The 23,940-nt window shown below is 62.2% G+C and carries 23 protein-coding genes; 15 read left to right on the top strand and 8 right to left on the bottom strand.

Translation table 11 applies throughout. The features are described 5' to 3' along the window. Positions 1-2 precede the first annotated feature (2 nt). The 3 genes from ATY75_RS31790 to ATY75_RS31780 all read right to left on the bottom strand — a co-directional run bounded on the left by ATY75_RS31790 (position 3) and on the right by ATY75_RS31780 (position 2,194). Positions 3-347, bottom strand: coding sequence for a cupin domain-containing protein (locus ATY75_RS31790; protein ID WP_088940513.1), 345 nt, complete (start codon positions 345-347; stop codon positions 3-5). 17 nt (positions 348-364) lie between these two features. Then, positions 365-1,648 (bottom strand): O-acetylhomoserine aminocarboxypropyltransferase, encoded by a 1,284-nt coding sequence (locus ATY75_RS31785; RefSeq protein WP_088940512.1) that lies wholly within the window; start codon positions 1,646-1,648, stop codon positions 365-367. 117 nt (positions 1,649-1,765) lie between these two features. Then, complete coding sequence (locus ATY75_RS31780) at positions 1,766-2,194, bottom strand: CoA-binding protein (protein ID WP_064838051.1); 429 nt, start codon at positions 2,192-2,194, stop codon at positions 1,766-1,768. Between the two features lie 112 nt (positions 2,195-2,306). Here ATY75_RS31780 and ATY75_RS31775 point away from each other — a divergent pair, with 112 nt between their 5' ends. After that, positions 2,307-2,630: a hypothetical protein gene (locus ATY75_RS31775; protein WP_064838050.1), complete on the top strand. Its 324-nt coding sequence runs from the start codon at positions 2,307-2,309 to the stop codon at positions 2,628-2,630. Positions 2,631-3,101: 471 nt separating this feature from the next. Then, entirely contained in the window at positions 3,102-3,938 is an 837-nt protein-coding gene (locus ATY75_RS31770) for an EamA family transporter (RefSeq protein WP_064838049.1), read from the top strand. Here the strand turns inward: ATY75_RS31770 and ATY75_RS31765 are convergent, their stop codons facing one another. Both ATY75_RS31765 and ATY75_RS31760 read right to left on the bottom strand, forming a co-directional pair. Next, positions 3,939-4,763 carry an enoyl-CoA hydratase gene (locus ATY75_RS31765; protein WP_064838048.1) on the bottom strand — a complete coding sequence of 275 codons (825 nt, stop codon included), beginning with the start codon at positions 4,761-4,763 and terminating at the stop codon, positions 3,939-3,941. Between the two features lie 97 nt (positions 4,764-4,860). Continuing rightward, positions 4,861-5,091 (bottom strand): DUF1127 domain-containing protein, encoded by a 231-nt coding sequence (locus ATY75_RS31760; protein ID WP_064838047.1) that lies wholly within the window; start codon positions 5,089-5,091, stop codon positions 4,861-4,863. Between the two features lie 92 nt (positions 5,092-5,183). Here ATY75_RS31760 and ATY75_RS31755 point away from each other — a divergent pair, with 92 nt between their 5' ends. From ATY75_RS31755 to rpsI, 3 genes are all read left to right on the top strand, one after another. After that, positions 5,184-6,062, top strand: coding sequence for a LysR family transcriptional regulator (locus ATY75_RS31755; RefSeq protein WP_064838046.1), 879 nt, complete (start codon positions 5,184-5,186; stop codon positions 6,060-6,062). 327 nt (positions 6,063-6,389) lie between these two features. Next, positions 6,390-6,854: a 50S ribosomal protein L13 gene (rplM, locus tag ATY75_RS31750; protein WP_010069368.1), complete on the top strand. Its 465-nt coding sequence runs from the start codon at positions 6,390-6,392 to the stop codon at positions 6,852-6,854. 2 nt (positions 6,855-6,856) lie between these two features. After that, positions 6,857-7,324: a 30S ribosomal protein S9 gene (rpsI, locus tag ATY75_RS31745; protein ID WP_009995734.1), complete on the top strand. Its 468-nt coding sequence runs from the start codon at positions 6,857-6,859 to the stop codon at positions 7,322-7,324. A 225-nt stretch (positions 7,325-7,549) separates the two neighbouring features. Here the strand turns inward: rpsI and ATY75_RS31740 are convergent, their stop codons facing one another. Further along, positions 7,550-9,520 carry an acyltransferase family protein gene (locus ATY75_RS31740; protein ID WP_088940511.1) on the bottom strand — a complete coding sequence of 657 codons (1,971 nt, stop codon included), beginning with the start codon at positions 9,518-9,520 and terminating at the stop codon, positions 7,550-7,552. Between the two features lie 382 nt (positions 9,521-9,902). Here ATY75_RS31740 and cml point away from each other — a divergent pair, with 382 nt between their 5' ends. From cml to ATY75_RS31720, 4 genes are all read left to right on the top strand, one after another. Then, complete coding sequence (cml, locus tag ATY75_RS31735) at positions 9,903-11,087, top strand: CmlA/FloR family chloramphenicol efflux MFS transporter (RefSeq protein ID WP_088940510.1); 1,185 nt, start codon at positions 9,903-9,905, stop codon at positions 11,085-11,087. A gap of 215 nt (positions 11,088-11,302) precedes the next feature. Then, positions 11,303-12,265 carry an agmatinase gene (gene speB, locus ATY75_RS31730; RefSeq protein ID WP_088940509.1) on the top strand — a complete coding sequence of 321 codons (963 nt, stop codon included), beginning with the start codon at positions 11,303-11,305 and terminating at the stop codon, positions 12,263-12,265. Positions 12,266-12,323: 58 nt separating this feature from the next. Beyond that, positions 12,324-13,256 (top strand): N-acetyl-gamma-glutamyl-phosphate reductase, encoded by a 933-nt coding sequence (gene argC / locus ATY75_RS31725; RefSeq protein ID WP_088940508.1) that lies wholly within the window; start codon positions 12,324-12,326, stop codon positions 13,254-13,256. Between the two features lie 4 nt (positions 13,257-13,260). Further along, positions 13,261-14,052 carry a sulfite exporter TauE/SafE family protein gene (locus ATY75_RS31720; RefSeq protein WP_088940507.1) on the top strand — a complete coding sequence of 264 codons (792 nt, stop codon included), beginning with the start codon at positions 13,261-13,263 and terminating at the stop codon, positions 14,050-14,052. Between the two features lie 26 nt (positions 14,053-14,078). Here ATY75_RS31720 and ATY75_RS31715 read toward each other — a convergent pair whose 3' ends face one another. Further along, positions 14,079-15,182 carry a COX15/CtaA family protein gene (locus tag ATY75_RS31715; protein ID WP_088940506.1) on the bottom strand — a complete coding sequence of 368 codons (1,104 nt, stop codon included), beginning with the start codon at positions 15,180-15,182 and terminating at the stop codon, positions 14,079-14,081. Positions 15,183-15,297: 115 nt separating this feature from the next. Between ATY75_RS31715 and ATY75_RS31710 the strand changes: the two genes are divergently transcribed. Both ATY75_RS31710 and ATY75_RS31705 read left to right on the top strand, forming a co-directional pair. Further along, positions 15,298-15,507 (top strand): DUF2842 domain-containing protein, encoded by a 210-nt coding sequence (locus ATY75_RS31710; protein WP_003573983.1) that lies wholly within the window; start codon positions 15,298-15,300, stop codon positions 15,505-15,507. 118 nt (positions 15,508-15,625) lie between these two features. Then, positions 15,626-16,867, top strand: a complete 1,242-nt coding sequence (locus ATY75_RS31705; RefSeq protein WP_088940505.1) for a GNAT family N-acetyltransferase — start codon at positions 15,626-15,628, stop codon at positions 16,865-16,867. A gap of 84 nt (positions 16,868-16,951) precedes the next feature. On the opposite strand, the gene ATY75_RS31700 is transcribed toward ATY75_RS31705, so the two are convergent. Continuing rightward, positions 16,952-19,126: a Wzz/FepE/Etk N-terminal domain-containing protein gene (locus tag ATY75_RS31700; protein WP_088940504.1), complete on the bottom strand. Its 2,175-nt coding sequence runs from the start codon at positions 19,124-19,126 to the stop codon at positions 16,952-16,954. Positions 19,127-19,317: 191 nt separating this feature from the next. Between ATY75_RS31700 and ATY75_RS31695 the strand changes: the two genes are divergently transcribed. Genes ATY75_RS31695 through ATY75_RS31680 form a run of 4 tightly spaced genes read left to right on the top strand, consistent with a single transcriptional unit; the run spans position 19,318 to position 23,928 of the window. Then, complete coding sequence (locus tag ATY75_RS31695) at positions 19,318-19,893, top strand: polysaccharide biosynthesis/export family protein (protein WP_003573986.1); 576 nt, start codon at positions 19,318-19,320, stop codon at positions 19,891-19,893. A 3-nt stretch (positions 19,894-19,896) separates the two neighbouring features. Beyond that, positions 19,897-21,066 carry a glycosyltransferase family 4 protein gene (locus ATY75_RS31690; protein ID WP_064838036.1) on the top strand — a complete coding sequence of 390 codons (1,170 nt, stop codon included), beginning with the start codon at positions 19,897-19,899 and terminating at the stop codon, positions 21,064-21,066. Between the two features lie 55 nt (positions 21,067-21,121). Beyond that, entirely contained in the window at positions 21,122-22,687 is a 1,566-nt protein-coding gene (locus ATY75_RS31685; RefSeq protein WP_088940503.1) for an undecaprenyl-phosphate glucose phosphotransferase, read from the top strand. After that, complete coding sequence (locus ATY75_RS31680) at positions 22,684-23,928, top strand: O-antigen ligase family protein (protein ID WP_088940502.1); 1,245 nt, start codon at positions 22,684-22,686, stop codon at positions 23,926-23,928. The genes ATY75_RS31685 and ATY75_RS31680 overlap by 4 nt, the downstream gene beginning before the upstream one ends. Positions 23,929-23,940: the final 12 nt, after the last annotated feature.

The following is a 23,940-nucleotide window of genomic DNA, read 5'->3' as shown; positions in this document are numbered from 1 at the left end:
GCCTAAACCTTGATCACATAGTCCTTGCGAGTCGTTTCAACGACTTCCCACGTTCCCCTGAAGCCGGGTCTCAGGATCATCCGGTCGCCCGTCTTCAGATGAACCGGCTCGCCGCCGTCCTCGGTCACGATCGAATGGCCGGACAGCAGGCTGAAATATTCCCATTCCTCGTAGACGATTCGCCACTTGCCCGGCGTTGCCTCCCAAACCCCGGAATAGAGGCCACCTTCGGCCTCCTCCAGGCTCCAGGTGCGAAATTGCGGATCGCCGGAGATGATCCGGCCGGCCTCCGGAGCGCCGAACTCCGGCTCGACGCCGTCAATGCTGAAGGTGATGAAATGAGTCATGGTCAGGACCTCCGACTTCAGATCTTCGAGAGCGCCTGTTCGAGATCGGCGATGATGTCCTTGACGTCCTCGATGCCGACGGAGAGGCGGACCACATCCGGTCCGGCGCCGGCTGAGGTCTTCTGCTCGTCGCTCAACTGCCGGTGCGTCGTCGAGGCGGGATGGATGACGAGCGAGCGGGTGTCGCCGATATTGGCAAGATGGGAGAAGAGCTGCAGCCCCTCGACCAGCGCCTTGCCTGCCTCGTAACCGCCCTCGACGCCGAAGGTGAAGACGGAACCGGCGCCTTTCGGCGAGTAGCGCTGCTGCAGGGCGTGGTTCGGATCGTCGTCGAGGCCGGCATAGTTCACCCAGGCGATTTTGCTGTGGGCCTTGAGCCATTTTGCCACCGCGATCGCATTGTCGCTGTGGCGCTGCATGCGCAGCGGCAGCGTCTCGATGCCGGTCAGGATCAGGAAGGCGTTGAAGGGCGAGATCGCCGGCCCGAGATCGCGCAGGCCGAGCACGCGGGCAGCGATCGCAAAGGCGAAATTGCCGAAGGTCGCGTGCAGGACCATGCCGTTATATTCCGGCCGCGGGCTCGACAGCATCGGGTAATTGCCCGATTTCGACCAGTCGAAGGTACCGCCGTCGACGATAAGGCCGCCCATGGAATTGCCGTGGCCGCCGAGAAACTTCGTCAGCGAATGCACGACGATATCGGCGCCGTGTTCGAGCGGGCGGATGAGATAGGGAGTTGCCATCGTATTGTCGACGATCAGCGGCAGGCCGTTGCGATGGGCGACATCGGCAATGGCGGCGATATCGACGAAGGTGCCGCCGGGATTGGCCAGGCTTTCGATGAAGATGCCGCGCGTCTTGTCGTCGATCTGGCTTTCGAAGCTTGCCGGGTCGGCGGGATCGGCCCAGCGCACCTGCCAGCCGAAATTCTCGAAGGCGTGGCCGAATTGGTTGATCGAGCCGCCGTAGAGTCTGTTGGCGGCGATGAAATTCTCGCCGGGGCGCATGATGGTGTGGAAGACGATCATCTGCGCCGCATGGCCGGAGGCGACGGCAAGCGCCGCCGTGCCGCCTTCGAGCGCTGCGACGCGCTCCTCGAGCACGGCCTGGGTCGGGTTCATGATGCGGGTGTAGATGTTGCCGAAGGCCTGCAGGCCGAAGAGGGCGGCCGCGTGATCGGAATCATTGAAGACGAAGGCGGTCGTCTGATAGATCGGTGTTACCCGCGCGCCGGTCGCCGGGTCGGGCTGAGCGCCGGCATGGATCGCCAACGTGTTGAATCCCGGATCGTTCTTGGCCATGTCGTCCTCCAATTATTGCTGACGGACGGGATCATAGCCGCTTAAAGACGAAAGTTAATCGCGATCCGTTTCAACCCAATGGCGTTCGGTGGAAAATCCGTCTCTCCAGACCGCAACTCAGGCAATGAGACGGGGATATTCGATCGCCGGGCAGCGGTCCATCACCACCTTGATGCCGGCGGCTTCCGCCTTTGCCGCAGCCGCATCGTCGCGGACGCCGAGCTGGGCCCAGATGATCTTCGGCAACGGCCTCAGCGCCAAGGCCTCCTCGACAACACCGTCCAGATATTCAGCGGCGCGGAACACGTCGACCATGTCGATCGGCACGGGAATGTCGGCGAGCCGGGCATAGACGGTGCGGCCCTGGATCTGTTTGCCCGCCTGCCCCGGGTTGACGGGAATGACCTCGTAGCCGCGCGACAGCAGATAACCCATGACGCCGTTGCTCGGCCGCGCCGGATTGGGCGAAGCGCCGGTCAGCGCGATGGTCTTTACCGAATGCAGGATTCCGGCGAGATAGTCATCCGTGTAGCTGTCGTGGTTCATGTTCGCGTCTCCACTCCCGAAGGCTGCGGCCTGCGGTTTTTTTGCGTTTAGGTGAAACCGGCTGCGTGTCTTTGCCGTATATATGAATTGGGTGCTCCCGGAGGATAATTCGATGAAAAAAATCGCTCTTGCCCTCGTGCTCGTGCTCGCCGCATCGCCGGCGCTGGCGATCTCACGCTACAATCCGCTGACCATGAGCTGCGCCAGCGTGCGCGCCGCTATCCACAATCAGGGCGCCGTCATCTTCCGATACCAGTCTCGTCGCGGTCTGCCCCTTTATGATCGTTACGTCCGCAACAGCCATTATTGCGACGCGACCGATTATGCGGAGTGGACGCACATCCCCTCGAAAGACGATCCCCGCTGCCCGGTTCTGAACTGCCAGAACATAGACAACCTGGACGGGATGCTGTTCGTTCCGCACTATCAGCTCTGATGTTTTCTCAGAAGCAGCGGAGGCTGAAGCGTCGCGCCCATCGCGCTTGCGTAAGGGCTGGAACTCAATCGCGCACGGCGATTTATTTTCGATATTGCAATCAGCAGCTTTAATTTCCACATATATCAAAGTTATAGAATAATATCTGTATTTCAGCATCATAGAATAATCCGCCGCGGAATTCGCTGATGCCAATTCTCATTTTGTTCATGATAGGTACGGCACACGTTCCCGCGTCCATTAGAAACATCTCATAGTTGAAAGGACCGTGTGGATTGAACGCATATCGCGCGCACGTAAAAATTGCCTTGGCGATCGCACATTGTCTGCATGTTGAAAGGATGCTATTCGACGTGGGAACGCATCCGTGACCGCGTCGCGTTAATTTTCTTGCAAATACCAGTTGTCTTTTGAGATGTGCGCCCCGTCGGGCGAAGCGTACTCTCCCTCCCGTATTTCCGGATTTACCCCTTGCCTCTGGACGTCATCCTGCTCGTTCTTTTCGGTGCACTGCTGCATGCGACCTGGAATGCCATCGTCAAAGCCGGCAGCGACAAATCCCTCGATGCGGCGCTGATCTCGGCTGGCGGCGCGGTTTCGGCGCTGCCGTTCCTGGCCTTTCTGCCATTGCCGCACAGCGCCTCCTGGCCGTTCATCGGCGCCTCCGCCATCTTGCAATTCGCCTATTTCCAGCTGGTCGCCGCCGCCTATCGAGCCGGCGATATCGGCCTCGTCTACCCACTGATGCGCGGCTGCGCACCGCTGCTGATTGCCGCGACAAGCGGTTTCATTCTGAAGGAAAATCTTTCCGGCGGTGCCCTTGCCGGCACAATGACGATCTGCGCCGGCGTGCTCACACTCGCTCTAGAGGCGCGGCACGGCAGCAGCCGCGCCGTCATCCTCTCGCTTGTCAATGCTTGCGTCATCGCCAGCTACACCTATGTCGACGGCATCGGCGCACGCCTTTCCGGCAATGCGGTGTCCTACACATTATGGATGTCGCTGCTGCCGCCCGTGCTGCTGTTTTCCTGGGCGGTTTCGCAGCGCGGCACCCTGGCCGTGGCGCGTCACGTCCGTCGCAACTGGTGGCGCGGCCTCATCGGCGGTGCAGGCTCGATCGCCTCTTACGGACTGGCACTCTGGGCGATGACGAAAGCCCCGGTCGCAACCGTTGCGGCCCTGCGCGAAACCGCGATCCTCTTTGCGCTGGTGATCTCGATTACCGTCTTCAAGGAAAAGGCCAGCGTCTGGCGCTACGTCGCCGGCGTCGTCATCGCCATTGGCGGGCTGGTTCTGAAACTGACGTAATCATTCGCCTTTCCATTCCGGCAAGCGCTTGCCGAGAAAGGCACCGATGCCTTCCTCGGCATCGCGCGTCAGCATGTTCTCGACCATCACTTTGGCGGCATGATCATAGGCTGCCTCGACCGGCAGCTCGAGCTGCCGATAGAAGGCTTCCTTGCCGATCTTCAGGGTCAGAGGCGACTTGCTGGCGATCACGCCGGCATATTTGGAGACGACCTGCGCCAGATACTGCTTCGGCACGATGCGGTTGACGAGGCCGAAATCCTTGGCTGTGGAGGCGTCGATGGTCTCGCCGGTCAGCAGCATCTCCATCGCCTGTTTGCGATGGGCGGCCCGGGAAACGGCGACCATCGGGGTCGAGCAGAACAGGCCGATATTGACGCCCGGCGTGCAGAATGTCGACGTGTCCGTGCAGATCGCCAGATCGCAGGAGGCGACGAGCTGGCAGCCGGCCGCCGTCGCCAGCCCATCGATCTCGGCGATGACCGGTTTCGGCAGATGCGCGATCTTCAGCATCAGATCGGCGCAGAGCCGGAAGGCCCTCTCGAAGAAACCGGCTCCCTGATCCGCATCGGCACGATGGGCGGTGAGTTCCTTGAGATCATGGCCGGCGGAAAAGACATTGCCGGTCGAGGCGATGACGACGACGCACACGCTCGCATCCGATCCGGCCTTGTCGAGCTCGGCGATCAGCGCTTGGAGAAGGGCGATCGACAGCGCATTGGCCGGCGGGTCGTTGAGCACGAGACGCAGCACGCCGTCGCGCGACGAGCGGAGCAGCAATCCATCCGCTTTGCCTGCCTCCGGGAAGGATACGATTTCGGCCATGATGCTGCTCCCTGCGCTCGATTTCCAGACTGAGGTATTGCCACAAGGCGCCGGCAATTTCGAGCGGCATCCACGCTTTTCGCGCAAGCCCTCTTGGTCAGGACCAGAACCAGGATTTCGATATTTCGGCCTTGGCCTGTGCACGGGTCAGGCCGATGTCGCGAAGCTCGTCCTCGGTGAGTTCGCACAGCGTGCGGCGGCTGCGGCGCTTTTCCAGGCGATGCTCGACGGCCGCAAGCAGCCATCGGCCCCGGCGCGCCATCCCGCCAATCTTCGACCGAGCGATATCGCGCGGCGTTTCGAGTCTCTCGCTCAATTCCAAGGCCATTTCGTCTTCCTTTCCTCGACGGAAGAAATGCGCTGGAGAATGCTGCGAAGGAAGCTTATGGATATTATGAGATACATAAGGATTCCTTTGGTATGGCGCTCAGCCTCGATCAGCTTGCAACCTTCGTCAACGTCGCCGATCTCGGAAGCTTTACGGCCGCGGCCGACAAGGAAGGACTGACGCAGCCGGCCGTCAGCCTGCAGGTCAAGGGGCTCGAACAGCGGCTCGGCGTTCGGCTGATCGAGCGCGTCGGACGGCGGGCGCAGCCGACCGCGGCGGGCCTCGATCTGCTGGCGCATGCAAGGCGCCTGCTCCAGGACGCGGCGACCGCCGAGGAAGCGATGATGCCCTATCGGGATGGCGCCAGCGGCCGCGTGCGCATCGGCAGCGGCGGCACCGCGTCGATCCATCTGCTTCCCCGCGCCATTGCCGCCGCCCGCAAATCCATGCCCGGCCTCGAAATCACCGTCCATATCGGCAATGCCGACGACATCTTGCGTGATTTGGAAGCCAACAGCCTCGATATCGCCGTCATCGCGCTGCCGGCCTCGGGACGGAACCTTGAGATCGAACCGTTCTACGAAGAGGAATTGCTGGCCGTGGCGCCGGCCGGTAGCCGCATGCCCGAAGGCGGACCGGACGCCGCCTTCATGCGCGACAGGACGCTGCTGCTGTATGAGGGCGGCAATACCAGGCGAGCGATCGACGCGTGGCTGGCCGCCCCGGACACTAGGATCCGGCCGGCGATGGAGTTCGGCAGCATCGAGGCGATCAAGGAACTGGTAGCCGTCGGGCTCGGCTGGTCGATCCTGCCGGGGCTGGCGGTAAAGCGCGACCGCGCCGGCCTCGTGACGACATCATCGCTGCGGCCTAAGCTCACGCGCCGCCTCGGGATGGTTCTGCGCCGCGACAAACATCTGACACGCGGCCTTCGCGAAATGATGAAATGCCTGCGCGCCTTCGAGGATTAGCGGCAGCTCTCGGCGGTCGCGTACGCTTTCGCGGCCGGCGGGTTTAAGCCCGCCACAGGTGACGCCAACACCAAATACGGCAGATTCCAGTCGCCAAATTTGAGGTAACATAATACCATACTATTAACCTATTGTTTCTGCTTGTATTTTTTTCAAAACCTCGGGAACGTCGATGTTGACCCCATGTCACATTCCCTTTATACACCGCGCCAGAACGCAGCCTGTCCGGGCTGCTTTCTTTTTGGCATGCTGCAAGCCTGTCAATTCAAGCAACAAGAAACGCCCTTCAAGCCCTCGGGCCAAGGGTCTCAAAAGAGAGTATTCACTATGGCAACCTTCTCCCAGAAGCCTGCAGAGGTGGAGAAGAAGTGGGTGATCATCGACGCCGAAGGGCTGGTCGTTGGCCGTCTCGCTTCCATCATCGCTATGCGCCTGCGCGGCAAGCACAAGGCAACCTTCACGCCCCACGTTGACGACGGCGACAACGTCATCGTCATCAATGCCGACAAGGTCGTTTTCACCGGCAAGAAGTATTCCGACAAGGTCTACTACTGGCACACCGGCTTTGCCGGCGGCATCAAGGAACGCACCGCGCGCCAGATCATCGAAGGCCGCTTCCCGGAGCGCGTCCTCGAAAAGGCCGTCGAACGCATGGTTCCGCGCGGCCCACTCGGCCGTCGCCAGATGAAGAACCTGCGCGTCTACGCCGGCTCCAACCATCCCCATGAAGCCCAGCAGCCGGTCGCCCTCGACGTTGCCGCGCTCAACAAAAAGAATGTAAGGAGCGCCTGATCATGGCTGACCTCTCCTCCCTGAAGGATCTCGGCACGGCTTCCGAAGCTGCTGCTCCGGCCCACGTCCGCAAGGTCGACTCGCTCGGCCGCTCCTACGCGACCGGCAAGCGCAAGAACGCTGTCGCCCGCGTCTGGGTCAAGCCGGGCTCCGGCAAGATCATCGTCAACGGCAAGGAATTCGCGGAATATTTCGCCCGTCCGGTGCTGCAGATGATCCTGCGTCAGCCGATCGTTGCGGCTGCCCGTGACGGCCAGTTCGACATCGTCGCAACCGTTGCCGGCGGCGGCCTCTCCGGCCAGGCCGGTGCTGTTCGCCACGGTCTGTCCAAGGCGCTCACCTACTTCGAACCGGGCCTGCGCTCGGTGCTGAAGAAGGGCGGCTTCCTGACCCGCGACAGCCGCGTCGTCGAACGTAAGAAGTACGGCAAGGCCAAGGCTCGCCGCTCCTTCCAGTTCTCCAAGCGTTAATCGCTTCGAACAGACGGAATTACGAAGGCCGGGGCAACCCGGCCTTTTTTATTGTGCAATCGGCTTAAAAGGGCAGAACCACTGCCACGCGCGCGCTTCAGGACGCCAAAACATCCCGCGCAAAACCGCGCTGCGGTTCCGCGGTAACGGTGTGGGTCAAACAAAAGCAGAAGCAGCGCGTCTAATAGATAGCGACGCGCCTTGGTTCGCCCCACGCGACGTGCATCAGTCGGAAGAAAGGGCGGCCACGCCGTTTCCATCCACCACGTCGTCTTGCCTGAGAGCGACCAGGATTTCGTCGGCGACGGCTTCCGCACCCGCCGGGGTGAAATGCACTTTGTCGGAAATGAACGTCTTGCCGTCCCGCGCCAGATCGCACCGCCCCGCCTCTCTCCCACAGAAAATCCTGGCCGGATCGACGCGTAGGACATGCCTGTCTTTGGGATCGTCGAGATAGGCGTAGGAAGGCGACGATTGCTGGAGAAATTCATCCTGGGCGATCGTGATCGTCGGCGCCGGCGTGCCCTTGTGCATCAGTTTCGCGACCTTGGCGGCGATCTCCGTGTCGCCGCGCGGATGAGGATAGACGATGACGACGCGGATGCCGGCCGATGTCAGCGCGCCGACGGTTTTGTCGAAAGCATCCCTCAACCTCTGTCCCACGTCTGATGTCGCGACCTCTTCGCCGTTGAAGATGTACCGGGATTGCTCGAAAAAGATCTTCCATGAGGCGGCGAGGAAGACCGTTTTCACCTTGCTCTTGACGAGATAGTCGATCGCCGCAGCGTTGAAGGCGCCGCAGTCGTGCGCCTGGTGGGGGACCATTGAGACGTCGGCGACCGGCGCACAGAAGCTGTGGGTGATCTGCTGCAGGCCGATATTCATGCCGTCCAGGCGCTTGGCCAGCGCCGGTGTCAGCGACGAGGCCAGGGAATCTCCGAGGATGGCGTAAGTCTGGGCGTGGTTGCCGTTGAATACGCAGTCCTCGATCGGCATCGCATCCCAGCCCGACGCGCCCTCGATAAGGCAGGTCTTGCTCCAATCATTGTCCGCCATGAATTCCTTGATCGGCGCCGGCAGCCGCCATGGAATGCCGCGTGTGTCGTGGCCGTAGATGCCGAAGGCGATGAAGGCTGCAAGCACCAGGGATACGGATGCGACCAGGCTGCGGGTGGACGGCAGCAACCGGCGCTCGCCGCGGCGGAACGGCTGCTCGACGAAACGCCAGGAGATATAGGCGAGCATAAGAGAAAGGCAGGCAAGAGCGCCCATCACAGCGAGCGACGGCGGATCGATACTGCGGATCCGCGCAAAGGCAAAAAGCGGCTGGTGCCAGAGATAGGCGCTGTAGCTGATCTGCCCGATCATGGTGAAGATGCGGGTCGAAAGCAGTGCCGCCACCCAGGTTCCCTGTCGTGCATAGAGCAGCACGAGCATCGCGCCGATCACGGGAACCAGGGCGAGCGTGGAGGGAATCGGCGAGGTTTCGTCGAAATAGAAGACGGAGAAGGCGATCATGCCGAACCCCAGCAGCGACAACGGATCGCTGCCGCGCTTCTGCCCCTTCGACTGCACCAAGCTGCAGATCGATCCGGCCAGAAACTCCCAGGCCCGCGAGGGCAGGAAATAGAAATTGGCCGAGGGAAAGACCCGCGAGGCCCACTCGCTGTAGGCAAGGCTGGCACACGCGATCGCAACCAGGACCGCAAACATCCAACTCGGCTTGCGCTTCCACATCACCATGACGAGGAGCGGAAAGAACATGTAATACTGCTCTTCGACGGCGAGGCTCCAGATGTGGAGCAGCGGCACCTCTCCGGCTTCCGGTGCGAAATAACCGCTCTTGAACCAGAACAGGAAGTTGGCCCCGGAAAGACTGGTGGCAATCAGGCTGTCGGAGAAGGCGCGAAACTCCTCCGGCATGACCCAGAGCCAGGCGAAGGGCAGAGAGCACAGGACGACGAGAAACAGGGCCGGCAGGAGCCGGCGAGCGCGGCGCTCATAGAATGCCGCCAGCGAGAAGGTGCCGTTGCGCATCTCCTCAAGGATGATCGAGGTGATCAAAAAGCCGCTGATCACGAAGAAAACATCGACACCGATGAAGCCGCCGCTGAAGAAACTGAAGCCCGCATGAAACAGAATGACAGGCATCACCGCGGCCGCCCGCAGGCCGTCAATCTCTCTTCGGTAAATCACTCAAATATTCCCAAAAATATGATGCTAACGCCGGCGAAAAGGAGCGAATCTGCAACCCGGCCTTGCATAGGCAGTCGTGGTATTTTCTGCAAGTATTACTTTTAGAAAAAATTTTACTAAACCACCGCTTTTATCCGCATCACCGGCGCCGGAGGAGGCATGCTCAGTTGTCGAGCCTTGGCTACGCTGCTAGATAGGAGCAAAGGGGCTTCGGGAATGAGCGGAGCCGCAGTCAGGGGCGCATGATGGGAACAACCAAGTCCGCAGACAAATAGGCCGCAACAACTCTGCCCTGTTGTTGCGGCGTCTGTCCGGCCAATCCTGATACTGATGAAGAGACAGATCGCCGCCGAATGAAAATCATTTGAGCGGGTTCTTTCCCATGTCTTATCCCAAAATCCAGCGCTGGACCTATTCCCTGCCGGCAGCCTTGCTGCTGATGGCGCCTTTCGACATCCTGGCCTCGCTTGCCATGGACATCTATCTGCCGGTCGTGCCGACGATGCCGGAGGCGCTCGGCACCTCGCCTGCGGTCATCCAACTGACCCTCAGCCTCTACATGCTTGTGCTCGGTGCCGGACAGATCGTCTTCGGTCCCGTCTCCGATATCGTCGGGCGGCGGCCCGTTCTGCTCGGCGGGGCGGCACTCTTCGCCGCTGCCTCACTCCTGCTTGCCGGCGCCTCCTCCGCACCGCTCTTCGTGGCCTTGAGGTTGCTGCAGGCCATCGGCGCGTCGGCGGCCATGGTCGCGACCTTCGCAACCGTGCGTGACGTTTACGCCGGGCGCCCCGAAAGCAGCACGATCTATAGCCTTCTCGGCTCCATCCTGTCCTTCGTGCCCGCATTGGGCCCGATCGCCGGAGCCCTGATCGCCGATCACCTCGGCTGGCGCGCCATTTTTCTCGTCATCAGCCTGCTGTCGGTTGCCACCCTTCTTAACGCCGGCATGCGGTGGCATGAGACCCGTCCAGCGGCCCCCGCGAAGATCGCTCTGCGCTTAATCCTCAAAAGCTCTCCGTTCTGGGTCTATACAGCCGGCTTCAGCGCGGCGATGGGCGCCTTCTTCGTCTTTTTCTCGACTGCACCCCGGATCCTGATCGATAAAGCCGGCTTCTCCGGCATCGGCTTCAGCGTCGCCTTTGCCACGGTGGCGCTGGCAATGGTCGTGACGGCGCGGTTCACCAAGCGCTTCGTCATGCGCTGGGGCATTGCCGGCAGCCTTGCCAGAGGCATGGCCTTGCTGCTTTTCGGAGCCGCGCTGCTGGCCTTCGGCGAGTTGTTTCTGCAGCCTTCGCTTCTCAGCTTCGTCGGGCCGATGTGGATCATCGCAATCGGCATCGTCCTAGCCACAGCGGTCACCGCCAATGGTGCGCTCGACGCCTTTGGGGACATGGCAGGAACGGCCGTCGCGTTCTATTCGTGCATCCAGAGCATCATCGTCAGCTTTGCCGGAACCTTGTTCGTGCTTCTGCTCGGCGGCGACAGCGCCTGGCCGCTCGTGGGTTATGTCTGCGTGACCGCGCTGACGACCCTTTCTGGATTGCGGTGCCTGCGAGAACCGGCCTGACAGCGACGAGAAGGACGGCCGCCCGATAACGACGAGCGGCCGTCGTCCGAACGATTGCTTGAAATCCGTGCGCACCTCGCCTACCCCTGTCTGCGCGACGGATCGGCCAATTCCTTCGCGCGGACCAGGCACCGACGCTTTGACGTCGCGCACCCGCAATGCAGCGTCCGCATTGAACGCGACGATGGTTCTGCGACCGAAAAAAGGAGCATGACTTGGCGAACAGATCGATTGACCACGCCTTCACGGCGACCAGCCTCACGTCAACCGCCAGCGATCCGACCTTTGCCGGAGCGCTGTCCTTCATGCGCCGGCGCTTCACCAAGGAGCTCGCCGGCGTCGACGTCGCCGTCTGGGGTATTCCCTTCGATGCCGCAACCTCGAACAGGCCGGGCACGCGCTTCGGGCCGCAGGCCATCCGGCGCGCCTCGGCGATCTTCGACAATGATGCGCAATATCCCTTCAACCGTGATCTTTTCGCCGAGATGGCGGTGATCGATTACGGCGATTGCCTGATCGATTACGGCAATCATCAGGACACGCCCGCTGCCATCGAACGGCAGGCGAACGTCATTCTCGACAGCGGCGCCTTCCTGCTGACGCTCGGCGGCGATCACTACGTCACCTGGCCGCTGCTCAAAGCCCATGCGGCAAAACACGGGCCGCTGGCGCTGGTGCAGTTCGACGCGCACCAGGACACCTGGTTCGACGAGGACCGGCGGATCGACCACGGCTCCTTCGTGGCACGCGCCGCCCGCGCCGGCATCATCGATCCCGATCGTTCGATCCAGATCGGCATTCGCACCCATGCGCCGGAGGATTGCGGCATCAATATTCTCTACGGTCATCAGGTCGAGGAGATGAGCGCCGGCGACATTGCCTCGGCGATCATCTCGCATACGCGCGGCGCGCCTGCCTATCTCACCTTCGATATCGATTGCCTCGATCCGGCCGTTGCGCCGGGCACCGGCACGCCGGTTGCCGGCGGACCGTCGAGCGCCAAGATCCTCTCGGTGCTGCAGCGTCTTCATCAGCTCGATATTCGCGGCGCCGATATCGTCGAGGTATCGCCGCCTTACGACCATGCCGACATCACCGCCATTGCGGGGGCAACGGTGGCGATGTATATGCTGGGGCTTCATGCCGAACGACGCGCCATCGCCGTGTCACAAGGCTGACCTATTATCCCAAAATGAATCCGGAAACCTTCTGAACCCATTGAAAGCGCAGGTTAACATGGCACCGAAAATCTTCATCGACGGCGAACACGGCACGACGGGTCTGCAGATCCGCACGCGTATGGCCGGTCGCCGCGATGTCGAGCTTCTGTCCATTCCCGAGGCCGAGCGGCGCAACGCCGCCATGCGCGAGGACATGCTGAACAGCGCCGATATCGCCATTCTCTGCCTGCCCGACGATGCGTCGAAGGAAGCGGTTCAGATGGTCTCGGCCAACAACAATGTGCGCGTCATCGACACCTCGACCGCCTTCCGGGTCAATCCCGGTTGGGCCTATGGCTTTGCCGAAATGGACGGCGCACAGGCAGGCAGGATCAGAGCCGCCCGTTTCGTCGCCAATCCCGGCTGCTATCCGACAGGCGCAATCGGCCTGATCCGGCCGCTGCGTGCCGCCGGCCTCCTGCCGGACGGCTATCCGGTGACGGTCAACGCCGTCTCCGGCTATACCGGTGGCGGGAAGCAGATGATCGCCCAGATGGAAAATGCGGATCACCCGGATGCGATCACCGCGCCGCATTTCCTCTACGGCCTTCCTCTCACCCACAAACATGTGCCCGAGATGACCGTGCACGGGTTGCTCGACCGCGCGCCGATCTTCTCGCCGTCAGTCGGCAAATTCGCGCAGGGCATGATTGTGCAGGTGCCGCTGCATCTCGGCGATCTCGCCGAGGGCACGACGATGGAAAGCATCCATGCCGCCCTCGCCGCTCATTATGCCGGTCAGGAGGTCGTCACGGTCGTGCCGCTCGCCGAAAGCAAGGCGCTCCCCCGCGTCAATGCCGTCGAGCTTGAAGGCAAGGACACGATGAAGCTCTTTGTCTTCGGCACGCCGGGCGGTTCGCAGGTCAATCTTGTGGCGCTGCTCGACAATCTCGGCAAGGGCGCCTCGGGTGCTGCCGTCCAGAACATGGACCTGATGCTCGCCTCCTGACATTATGACGCGCGAGGCACTCATCGCCGGCGTGCAGGCCTGGTTTGCCGCCGCCCTGCCCGACCATGGCATCTATGCGCTGATGGCGTTTGCCTTCGTCGCCGGGCTCGCCCGCGGCTTTTCAGGTTTCGGCGCCGCGTTGATCTTCGTTCCGCTCGGCGGTGCGATCGTCGGGCCGAAGCTGATCTCACCCATCCTCCTCGTCATCGACGGCATTGCCTCACTCGGGATGATTCCGCCGGCCTGGCGCGGCGCCAACCGGCGAGAAGTCTTCGTCATGGCGGCGGGTGCTGCGCTCGGCATCCCAGCCGGCACGGCGATACTGACGTTGCTCGACCCGCTGATCCTACGCTGGAGTATCACGATCATCGCCATCTGCCTGCTTGCGCTGCTGGTATCTGGATGGCGCTATCACGGGGAGGCGTCGGCACCGCTCACAAGTGGCGTCGGGCTGATCGCCGGGCTTTTCAGCGGCGCCGCGCAGCTCGGCGGGCCACCGGTTGTCGCCTATTGGCTCGGCGGCAAGAGCGACTTCACCCGCGTCAGGGCGAATGTCGTGCTCTATTTCTCGATTTCGAGCGTCTTCAGCGCCATCAGTTATTACTTCGGGGGATTGTTCGTGCCTGCCATCTTCGCGCTGACTGCGGTCATTCTGCCGAGTTATGCGGTCGGGCTCTACGGCGGCTCGAAACTATTCGGGCTCGCCGAGGAGCGGACCTTCCGCATCGCCTGCTACATCCTGATCGCCGCCGCCGCGATCATCGGCATGCCGCTGCTCGATGGCGTGCTGCGGTAGCCCCCTCCGTGGAGCGAAGGCTCGCGTCAATCGCGCTCTCTGATCATCGTCGCCTGCGGATATTCGCCGTAAAAGCCGCGCCAGTTGGCGACGGCGAAACCGAAAACCACCAGAGCGCCGGCCTGATGCAGCAGGCCCCAGTGAAGCGGCACCTGCATCAGCAGCGTGGCGATGCCGACGGCCGCCTGCAGCGTCACCAGCGAGAAAAGCACGACGGCGCGGCGGGCATGGGTGGTCCACGATGCGGCGCGAAGCGCGATCACCATGTTGATCAAGGTCAGCGCGAAGAGCGTATAGGCGCCGATGCGGTGGATGAACTGCACCGTCTTCGGGTTCTCGAAGGCATTGATCCAGAAGGGCTGCTGGATCAGGAGATCCGACGGGATGACGGCGCCATCCATCAGCGGCCAGGTGTTGTAGGAAAAGCCGGCGTCCAGCCCCGCGACCAGCGCGCCGAGATAGATCTGGAACAGCGCGAAAATGGCGATCGCGGCGGCGAAACCGCGCGAACTGCGGGCCGGCGCCGGATCGCTGGAATGCGGTGAGAGCCCGCGCATGATCCACATGCAGCCGGCAAAGATCAGGCAGGCCATGACGAGATGCGTCGCCAGCCGGTATTGGCTGACATCGGTGCGGATGGAAAGGCCGGAGGACACCATCCACCAGCCGATGAAGCCCTGCAGGCCGCCGAGCGCCAATATGCCGACGAGCGGCCAGCGCAGGCGCTTTTCGATTCGCCCCGTCAGCCAGAAATAGAGGAGCGGCAGCGCGAAGATCACGCCGATGCCGCGGGCAATCAGCCGGTGCGCCCATTCCCACCAGAAGATGCCCTTGAACTCGTCGACGGTCATGGCGCTGTTTAATTGCTGAAATTCGGGAATGCGCTGGTAGAGGCGGAATTCCTCCTCCCATTCGACAGCCGACAGCGGCGGGATGACACCGTGGATCGGTTTCCACTCGGTGATCGACAGGCCGGAATTGGTCAGCCGGGTGGCGCCGCCGACGAGCACGAGACAGAAGAGCGCCAACAACACGAAGCCAAGCCAGAAGCGCAAGGCGCGGCGGTTGCGGTTCTGCTTTTGCACTTCGCTCAGGATCGCCTGTTCCGTGGTCGGGTTTGCGACGGCCATGATGTCTCCTTCTATCCGGCAGTTGATTTGCCCCACCGGCTCATGCAAAACAAGCCCCGAACCTTTGCGGCATGCCGTCGCGCCGGTCCGCCCCGTCCCTGCCGAGAGATCATCGATGCCCGTCCGCCTCCGCAAATTCATCGGTACGATCCTCATCATCGTGCTCGTTCTGGTCTATGCGCTGGTGGCGAATACGATCGCGGTGGCGACGCTTGGCAATGCGCCCTGGTGGGGGCACCTGCTCTATTTCCTGCTCACCGGCCTGCTCTGGGTCCTGCCGGCGATGGTGATCATCAAATGGATGGCCGGGCCGCGGCAGCAATAGGCCATTAACGGCCGAATAACCGTGATCGGCGGAAAACCTCGCCCATCGCGTGCGAGTAAACCAAATATACGTCCTGCATTCCTACCTTCCCGTTCAGCATTCTTGACCGGAGAAAACCGTGCAGACGCAAAAGCTCGATGTTCATGAACAGCCGTCGGAAGACGTGGCGCTGGCCCAGACGGCCATTTCGCGCCTGCGTCAGCTGAGCATGAAACTCGCCATGGCCGAAGTCGATATCGGCGTTTTCGACGCGATGCAGCCGTTGGAGGACGACTGGCGGGCGCTGGAGCGCGACAATCTCCAATCGCTGCATCAGAGCTATGACTGGTGCGCCGCATGGGTCAGCGCCTTTCAGCGGCCGCTGGCGATCCTCAAAGGCAGCTATGCCGGCCAGACCGCCTTCATTCTGCCGGTCGAAATCGTCAAGTCGCGGGGGCTTGCCGTGGCGAAGTTCATCGCCGCCGATCACAGCAATATAAATACCGGCCTGTTTTCCGAGAGCTTTGCCGAATCCGGCGGCAGCATCGATGCCGGCAAGTTCGCCGGCCAGCTTCAGCAGGCGCTCAAAGGCCGGGCCGATCTGCTGCTCTTGCAGAATATTCCGCTGGAATGGCGCGGGCGACAGACCCCGCTCACCGGGCTGCCGATGGTGCAGAACCAGAATCATGCCTATCAGTTGCCGTTCTTTCCCGCCTTCGAGGAGACGCTGAAGCAACTCAACGCCAAAAACCGGCGCAAGAAATTCCGCGTTCAATCGAAACGTCTCGAGGCGGCCGGCGGCTTCGAATATCTTATCCCCGAGGCATCGGAAGAGCAGCACCGTCTGCTCGATATCTTCTTCCGGCTGAAGAGCGCCCGTTTCGCCAGCCTCGGCCTGCCCGACGTCTTCGCGGATCAGGAAACGCAAGCCTTCCTGCACGCTCTCATCGACAAGCGGGATGGCGGCAGGCAATATTTCGGGCTGCAGATGCATGCGCTGCGGCTCAAGGGCGAGAATGAGGGCCGGATCGCCGCGATTTCAGGGATTTCGCGCAAGGGCGACCACATCATCTGCCAGTTCGGCGCGATCGATGAAGAGCTGGTGCCGGATACCAGCCCCGGCGAATTCCTCTACTGGCAAACCATCTCGGGATTGCATGGCAAAGGCGTTGAGCTGTTCGATTTCGGTCTCGGCGATCAGACGTACAAACGTTCCTGGGCGCCTGTGGAAACCGCGCATTACGACGTGGTGCTGCCGGTCTCGCCGCTCGGCATTGTCGCCGGCGCCACGCACCGGATCGTCACCCGCTGCAAGGCATATATCAAGGCCCGTCCGAAGCTTTATAAATTCACGCAGAGCATCCGCGCACGCATCGGCTAAGTCGTTGTCTTACGCGTGTCGTTGCGGCAAAAGCGCTTCGCGCTTTGCCTGGGAAAACCGCTGCACACTTTTGCGCGACATGCATTAAGCGGCTTGCCCGAGCGCCTGCTCGCCCCCTTCACCGCCCGACATCAGCACGACGCGCTCGTAGCCCGCAGCCTGGAATTCCGTCATCAACGTCACGAAGACCGTCTCCTCGATCTCCGGCAGGGAGAGGATGATCTCGACATCGCGGCTGCGCGTCAGCCGCGAGACGCCGGCGACATCGGCCGAACCGCATTCGACCACCACGAGGTCGTAGGCGGCGGCAAGTGCATCGAGCAGCAGCGACAGCCGGTCGACACCGCGCATGGCGCGGCGCACGTCGCTCCGGCCCTGAGGGATCAGGTGGGCGTCGGAAAGGCGGTCGCCATGGATCGTGTCGCCGAAGGCGGCCTCGCCGCACAGCAGATCGGTGACGCCGGGAGCAGCCTCGTCCTCGGCCATCAGTTCCGTGGGGTAACCGGAACCGGTCATATCGATCAGAATGACGCGGCGGCCGGCGTCGGCCAGCATGCGGGTCAGTAGGACCGTCGCCGCCGAGCCATTGTCACCGGTCGGAGATATTGCGATTGCCAGCGGCGCACCGCTGCCCGTGAGATAATCAGCAACGGAAGCGACGGAGAATTCATTGTCGTCCTCCGGCGGCTCCTCGGCGGCCTCGGTGTCTTCGGTCGCGTCCTTTTCGTCTTCATCGCCGACAATGGCGAGCATACTCGGCCGGATGGGCTTTCTGACGGCCGCGGCAACCGGAGCGGCCTGCGGGACAACCCTCCCCTCAACGAATGTTTCCGCCTCGATCGTCTCAAGGGGCGCATCGACGGGACGGAGCGCCCGGCCGCTGAAGAGTTCGGCCAGCATGGTGACAATGGCACTCAGGATCAAAGTGGCGACGGCAGCGACGACGACGATCGGCACTACCTTCGGGAAATAGGGATCGACCGGCTCGATGGCCTTGGAAACGATACGGGCATCGGCCGGGCTCGAATTGCTGTCGGCGCGGGAGGCGGCCTCGCGGTAGCGCACCAGATAGGTTTCGAGCAGCTGACGCTGGGCGGTGGCCTCGCGCTCCAGCGCGTTGAGACCGACCTCGTCCTCCCCGGCACGAGCGCTGGTGGCCTGCACCGTGTCCGACTGGTGCTCAAGCTCGCTCGCCCGCAGATCCGCAACCTTGGATTCGTTCTCGATGCTCGTCAGGATTTTTTTGGTTTCCTGGCGGATCTGAGTCCGGATATCGGCGAGCTGGGCGCGCAGGCTTTTCAGCCGCGGATGATTGTTGAGAAGGCTGGTCTGCAGATCCGATATTTGCGACTGCAGGCCGGATTCCGTCGCTTTCAGCCGCTGGATCGCCTGGGACGACATGATGTCGGGCAGCGTGTCGGAAGCCTCACCCGAAGACAGCGCATTGCGCACTGCCTGCGCCCTCGCCTCGGCATTGGCCTTGTCGCCGCGCACGCGGGTCAGCTCGGCGGAGATGTCGTTCAGCTGCTGGGCCGGAAAGGTGGTCGTGCCGTTGGTCTGTAAGAGCCCGTGCGAGGTGCGGTATTCGGCGACCTTCTTCTCGGCTTCGCTGACCTTGCGGCGCAGGCCCTCGATCTCCGGCTCCAGCCAGCGTGTCGCTTCCGAATTGGAATCGAGCTTGGCGCCGCTCTGGGTCGAAAGATAGACATTGGCCATGGCGTTCGGAATGGCGGCGGCGAGCTTCGGGTCCTTCGAGGTGAAGCTGACGCCGATGACGCGTGAACCCGGCACCTGATAGACCTGCAGGCGCTCGACGAAGGCGTCGATCACCCGCTCTTCCGGCGGGTTCTCCATCGGGTTCTTCTTCAGGTGCAGCTTGACCAGGATGCTGCTCATCGCCGAGCCGTTGGCGGCATCGTCGAATTCCGGCAGGTTGTAGAGCTTCAGGTCGTTGATCACCTTCTTGAGGAGATCGGCCGATTGCAGCAGCTGCACCTGGCTGGCGATATTCAGCTCGTCCATCAGCGGGCCGGCGCCAGCGTCGTTGACCTGCTGGGTGCTGGCGAAGGCCGGCGCGCGGGGTTCGATCAGAATGCGCGTTTCGCTGCGATATTGCGGCGACATGATCTTGGCGCCGGTAAAGGCGACGCCCGCTCCCGCAAAGGTGATCGCCAGAATCCTGAGCCGCCGCGCCCAGACGGCGCGAACCAGCTGGCCGAGGTCGATGTCCACATCCTGATCACGCGCTACGCCGGACATGCTCTTACTCCACAACAAAGGTGCCGCAAGCGTAAACGACCATGGTAACTCAACGGTTAATGGCAATCTTGCCGAGAATAAGCGACGACTGAAGAACGGACGCCAGGAAATCGCAAGCGGCCTTTACCGGGCATTAACCCTAACGGATCGATAACGGCTCTACCGAGTTCATTTTCTGTGAGCACCAACGGATGTCTGTCGTCCAGCCCAAGATCCTTTTGGCCCTGAGCCTTGCAGCCATGACGGCGGCATTGGGCGGCTGCACGACGTACAAGCCGGCTCCGAAGGCGTTCAACGAGGCGACCATCCAGCCCTATACGCTGGATAGCGGCGACCGGTTGCGCGTTACCGTCTTCGACCAGCAGAGCCTGACCAACACCTATACAGTCGATCAGGCCGGCTATATCGCCTTCCCTCTTATCGGCCAGGTCCCTGCCCGCGGCCGAACCCTGCAGCAATTGTCGGGGCAGATCGCCCAGAAACTGCAGCAGGGCTATCTTCGCGATCCGGATGTCACCATCGATGTCGATCGCTACCGTTCGATCTTCCTCATGGGCGAAGTCGGTCAACCCGGCCAATATGCCTATGTCCCCGGCATGACGGTGCAAAATGCCATTGCGGTCGCCGGCGGCTTTACCAGCCGTGCCAACCAGAGCATGGTCGACGTCACCCGCAAGATCAACGGACAGGTGCTGACCGGCCGCATCAACATATCGGGGCCGATCATCGCCGGCGACACGATCTACGTTCGCGAACGGCTCTTCTGAGCGATGGCAACACACAAGCCCCTCCGCATCCTCCATTGCTTCAGATCGCCGGTCGGCGGGATTTTCCGCCATGTCCGCGATCTCGTCGAGGAGCACAGCAAGGCCGGCCACCAAGTCGGCATCCTCTGCGACAGCTCGACCGGCGGCGAGTACGAGGACAGCCTGTTCGACGATATAAGACCCTATCTTTCGCTCGGCCTGACACGGGTGCCGATCCGGCGTTCGATCAGCCCGTCCGACATTGCGACGATGTGGGATACATACAAGAAAATCAAAAGTTTGCGGCCGGATGTGCTGCACGGACACGGCGCCAAAGGCGGCGTGCTCGCGCGACTTGCCGGCTCAGCGTTGCGGGTGAACAGGTATCGCGTAGCCCGCCTCTATACCGCGCATGGCGGAAGCCTGCATTATTCGCGTTCCTCGCTCAGCGGACAATTCGTCCTCAGGATGGAGCGCCTGCAGGAATATTTCACCGATGCGCTGGTCTTCATCTGCGAATACGAGCGCGACACTTACGCGCGCAAGGTGGGTAAGCCGCGGACGAAGACCAGACTGATCTACAACGGCATCTCCGAGCGCGATTTCGAGCCGATCCCCACCCGCTCGGATGCCGTGCATTTCATCTATGTGGGTATGCTCCGGGACCTCAAGGGTCCCGATCTGTTTGTCGATGCCTTCGCCAAGACCGAACGACTGCTCGGCCGGCCGCTGTCGGCGCTGATGATCGGCGACGGGCCGGATCGCGACCGCTACCGCGAAATGATGGTCGAACGCGGCCTCGGCAAGCGCATTGGCATGCTGCCTGCGATGCGTGTCCACGAAGCCTTCTCCATGGCGCAGAACCTCGTCGTCCCCTCGCGCGCCGAAGCCATGCCCTATATCGTGCTCGAGGGGCTCGGCGCCGGCAAGACGATCATCGCCAGCCGTGTCGGCGGCATTCCCGAGGTGCTCGGCGCCGACAGCGCAGCCCTCGTGGAGGCTGGGAATTCCGACGATCTCGCCCGCGTCATGGCGGAAACGCTGAGCACGCCCGGCTGGCACGCCAGGACGATGCCGAAGCCCGAGGCGGTGAAGGCGGTGTTTTCCTCGGCCGTCATGGCACGCGATGTCCTGAAATTATACCATGAACTCGTCGAGCCCGCCGCCGGCCGAGCAATGCCCGCCGCCCCGTAAATATTTCTTAGGGGCTTTCTGGTATTTCGCTTGCTGACAACGAGCGAAAAGCCCCATGAACAAGCTGGAAAAAGGCGATCAATTCGACGTGGAAGCTCTGCGCAGGCAGGTCTCCGACATCGAGGCGCGCGGCGACGCGGGTCAGGAAAAACCGTCCGACCCGACCGAAATCAATCCCTATGCCCGGCAGATCGCCGAACAGTTCCGCGACGGAACCAATTCGCCCGTGATCATCATCGGGCAATTGCGGCTGCTGGAATTCCTGGCGCTCTTCGCGATCGCCCTGATCGCCCATTATTTCTGGCCCGGCGACGGCAATGATTCAGCCCTGGTGCGGACGGTCATGGCGACGGTTGCCTCGGCCTTGACAGTCATCGGCCTGCAGCTTGCCGACAGCTACACCATTCCGGCACTTCGGGCCAAGCTCCGGTTGATCCCGCGCATCCTGGCGTCGTGGACGATCGCACTTTTTCTGACCGTCGGCCTGTTCGCTCTCGTTCGCGGCAGCACATGGGCGATGGTCGTCGACGCTTATATGCCCTGGTTCGCGGCTGGCGCGCTCTTCCTTACGGCCGAGCGTTTCCTCGTCGCCTACGGCATCCGCAACTGGGCGCGCAACGGCATCATGGAGCGCCGCGCCGTCATCGTCGGCGGCGGCGAGCCGGCCAAGGAGCTGATCCGCATCCTCGAACAGCAGGATGACAACGACATCCGCATCTGCGGCATCTTCGACGACCGCGGCGAAAAGCGCTCGCCGATCATGGTTGCCGGTTATCCCAAACTCGGCACCGTGGCCGAACTGGTCGAATTCGTGCGGCTGACGCGCATCGACATGCTGATCATCGCTCTGCCGCTGTCGGCCGAAGCGCGCATCTACGACCTTTTGAAGAAGCTCTGGGTGCTGCCGGTCGATATCCGCCTTGCCGCCCATGCCAACCGGCTGCGCTTCCGGCCGCGCGCCTATTCGCATGTCGGCTCGGTGCCGATGCTCGACATTTTCAAGAAGCCGATCCGCGACTGGGATTCCGTCGCCAAGCGCGGCTTCGACATCTTCTTCACGCTCGTCGCCCTGGCGCTGCTCTGGCCGCTGATGATCGCGACCGCGATTGCCATCAAGGCGACCTCCGAAGGCCCGGTTTTCTTCATGCAGAAGCGCCACGGCTTCAACAATGAAATCATCAACGTCTTCAAGTTCCGCTCGATGTACACCAACATGGCCGACCCGACGGGCAAGGCCGCGGTGACCAAGGGCGATCCGCGCGTCACCCGCGTCGGCCGCTTCATCCGCAAGACCTCGATCGACGAACTGCCGCAGCTTTTCAACGTGCTGCGGGGCGAGCTCTCGCTGGTCGGCCCGCGCCCGCATGCCGTTCTCGCCCAGGCCCGCGACCGCGCCTTCGGCGATGTCGTCGAGGGTTATTTCGCCCGCCACCGCGTCAAGCCCGGCGTCACCGGCTGGGCACAGATCAACGGCTGGCGCGGCGAAGTCGACAATGACGAGAAGATCAAGTTCCGCACCGCCTACGACCTCTATTACATCGAGAACTGGTCGCTCTGGTTCGATCTCAAGATCCTGTTCCTGACGCCGATCCGGCTGCTCAACACGGAAAACGCCTATTGAGCGCGATCGAGGCGACATATCCCCGTGTCGCCCAGCCGCAGCGGATGACGCTGCGCCTGATCGGCTCGGTCTTCGTCGCCTTCGGCGTTTTCCTCTCCGGTTTCGTGATCGACGAGCCGGCGCCCTACGAACTGTGGATGGCCGGACTGATCGGCCTCTGGTTCATCCTGGGTCTCAGGATTTCGCGCGGCGTGGCACCGCTGCTTGCGCTGCTGCTCACCTTCAATATCGGCGGCATGCTATCGCTGACGCAAATGAAGGATCTGGCGACCGGGCCGATGTATATCGCGGTCTCGACCTTCCTGGCGCTGACGGCGGTCTTCTACGCCGCGATTATCGAGGACAGCCACAAGCGGCTGCCGCTGATCTTCAACGCCTGGACCTTCGCCGCCGTCGCCACCTCAGCACTCGGCATACTCGGTTATTTCCACGCCTTTCCGGGCGCGGAGATCTTCACGCTCTATGACCGCGCCAAGGGCGCCTTCCAGGACCCAAACGTCTTCGGCCCCTTCCTGGTGCCGCCGTCGCTCTATCTCGTCCACGGCATCCTGGTCGGCGATCTGAAAAAATCGCCGCTGAAGGCTGTCGCCCTGCTGGTGCTTGCGCTCGGCATCTTCCTGTCTTTTTCCCGCGCCGCCTGGGGGCTCTTCGCGCTCGGCGTGGCGCTCCTGATCTTCATCATGCTGCTCAAGGAGCGTAGCGGCGCCTTTCGCCTCAGGGTGCTGGTCCTGTCGCTGGCGGCGATCATCATGCTGGTCGGCTCACTGCTGGTGGCGCTGCAGATCCCGAAAGTCGCCGAACTGTTTTCGGCGCGCGCCCAGCTGGTGCAGCAATATGACGGCGAGCATCTCGGCCGCTTCGAGCGTCACCGGATCGGCTTCACCATGATGATGGAGCGGCCGCTCGGCATCGGGCCGCTGGTGTTCGGCACGATGTTTCCCGAGGACGAGCACAATATCTGGCTGAAATCGCTGACCACCTATGGCTGGCTCGGCTTCGTCACCTATGTCGGCATGCTTGTCTGGACGCTGGCGCTCGGCTTCCGATATCTGCTGCTCGACCGGCCGTGGCAGCCCTTCCTGATGATCGCCTGGATCTCGGTTCTCGGCCACGCCACGATCGGCAACGTCATCGATATCGATCACTGGCGCCATGTCTATCTGCTGCTCGGCACGGTTTGGGGCTGCGCCGCGCTCGAGGTGCGCCACAAGCGTCAAAGACGGCTCGGGCGCACGCCGTAAGTCTCCGTTGTC

The organism is Rhizobium sp. N122, assembly GCF_002211295.1.
In the GTDB taxonomy this organism is placed as follows: Bacteria; Pseudomonadota; Alphaproteobacteria; order Rhizobiales; family Rhizobiaceae; genus Rhizobium.
This window is presented reverse-complemented; position numbering and strand designations above follow the sequence as displayed.

Excerpts from the sequence above, each read along its gene's own strand:
- ATY75_RS31785 (WP_088940512.1), bottom strand. The coding sequence starts at position 1,648 with ATGGCCAAGAACGATCCGGGATTCAACACGTTGGCGATCCATGCCGGC.
- ATY75_RS31685 (WP_088940503.1), top strand. The coding sequence starts at position 21,122 with ATGAACAAGCTGGAAAAAGGCGATCAATTCGACGTGGAAGCTCTGCGC.
- rpsI (WP_009995734.1), top strand. The coding sequence starts at position 6,857 with ATGGCTGACCTCTCCTCCCTGAAGGATCTCGGCACGGCTTCCGAAGCT.
- ATY75_RS31700 (WP_088940504.1), bottom strand. The coding sequence starts at position 19,126 with ATGTCCGGCGTAGCGCGTGATCAGGATGTGGACATCGACCTCGGCCAG.
- ATY75_RS31775 (WP_064838050.1), top strand. The coding sequence starts at position 2,307 with ATGAAAAAAATCGCTCTTGCCCTCGTGCTCGTGCTCGCCGCATCGCCG.
- cml (WP_088940510.1), top strand. The coding sequence starts at position 9,903 with ATGTCTTATCCCAAAATCCAGCGCTGGACCTATTCCCTGCCGGCAGCC.
- ATY75_RS31765 (WP_064838048.1), bottom strand. The coding sequence starts at position 4,763 with ATGGCCGAAATCGTATCCTTCCCGGAGGCAGGCAAAGCGGATGGATTG.
- ATY75_RS31755 (WP_064838046.1), top strand. The coding sequence starts at position 5,184 with ATGGCGCTCAGCCTCGATCAGCTTGCAACCTTCGTCAACGTCGCCGAT.
- ATY75_RS31715 (WP_088940506.1), bottom strand. The coding sequence starts at position 15,182 with ATGGCCGTCGCAAACCCGACCACGGAACAGGCGATCCTGAGCGAAGTG.
- ATY75_RS31790 (WP_088940513.1), bottom strand. The coding sequence starts at position 347 with ATGACTCATTTCATCACCTTCAGCATTGACGGCGTCGAGCCGGAGTTC.
- ATY75_RS31695 (WP_003573986.1), top strand. The coding sequence starts at position 19,318 with ATGTCTGTCGTCCAGCCCAAGATCCTTTTGGCCCTGAGCCTTGCAGCC.
- ATY75_RS31720 (WP_088940507.1), top strand. The coding sequence starts at position 13,261 with ATGACGCGCGAGGCACTCATCGCCGGCGTGCAGGCCTGGTTTGCCGCC.
- argC (WP_088940508.1), top strand. The coding sequence starts at position 12,324 with ATGGCACCGAAAATCTTCATCGACGGCGAACACGGCACGACGGGTCTG.
- ATY75_RS31760 (WP_064838047.1), bottom strand. The coding sequence starts at position 5,091 with ATGGCCTTGGAATTGAGCGAGAGACTCGAAACGCCGCGCGATATCGCT.
- ATY75_RS31780 (WP_064838051.1), bottom strand. The coding sequence starts at position 2,194 with ATGAACCACGACAGCTACACGGATGACTATCTCGCCGGAATCCTGCAT.
- rplM (WP_010069368.1), top strand. The coding sequence starts at position 6,390 with ATGGCAACCTTCTCCCAGAAGCCTGCAGAGGTGGAGAAGAAGTGGGTG.
- ATY75_RS31710 (WP_003573983.1), top strand. The coding sequence starts at position 15,298 with ATGCCCGTCCGCCTCCGCAAATTCATCGGTACGATCCTCATCATCGTG.
- ATY75_RS31690 (WP_064838036.1), top strand. The coding sequence starts at position 19,897 with ATGGCAACACACAAGCCCCTCCGCATCCTCCATTGCTTCAGATCGCCG.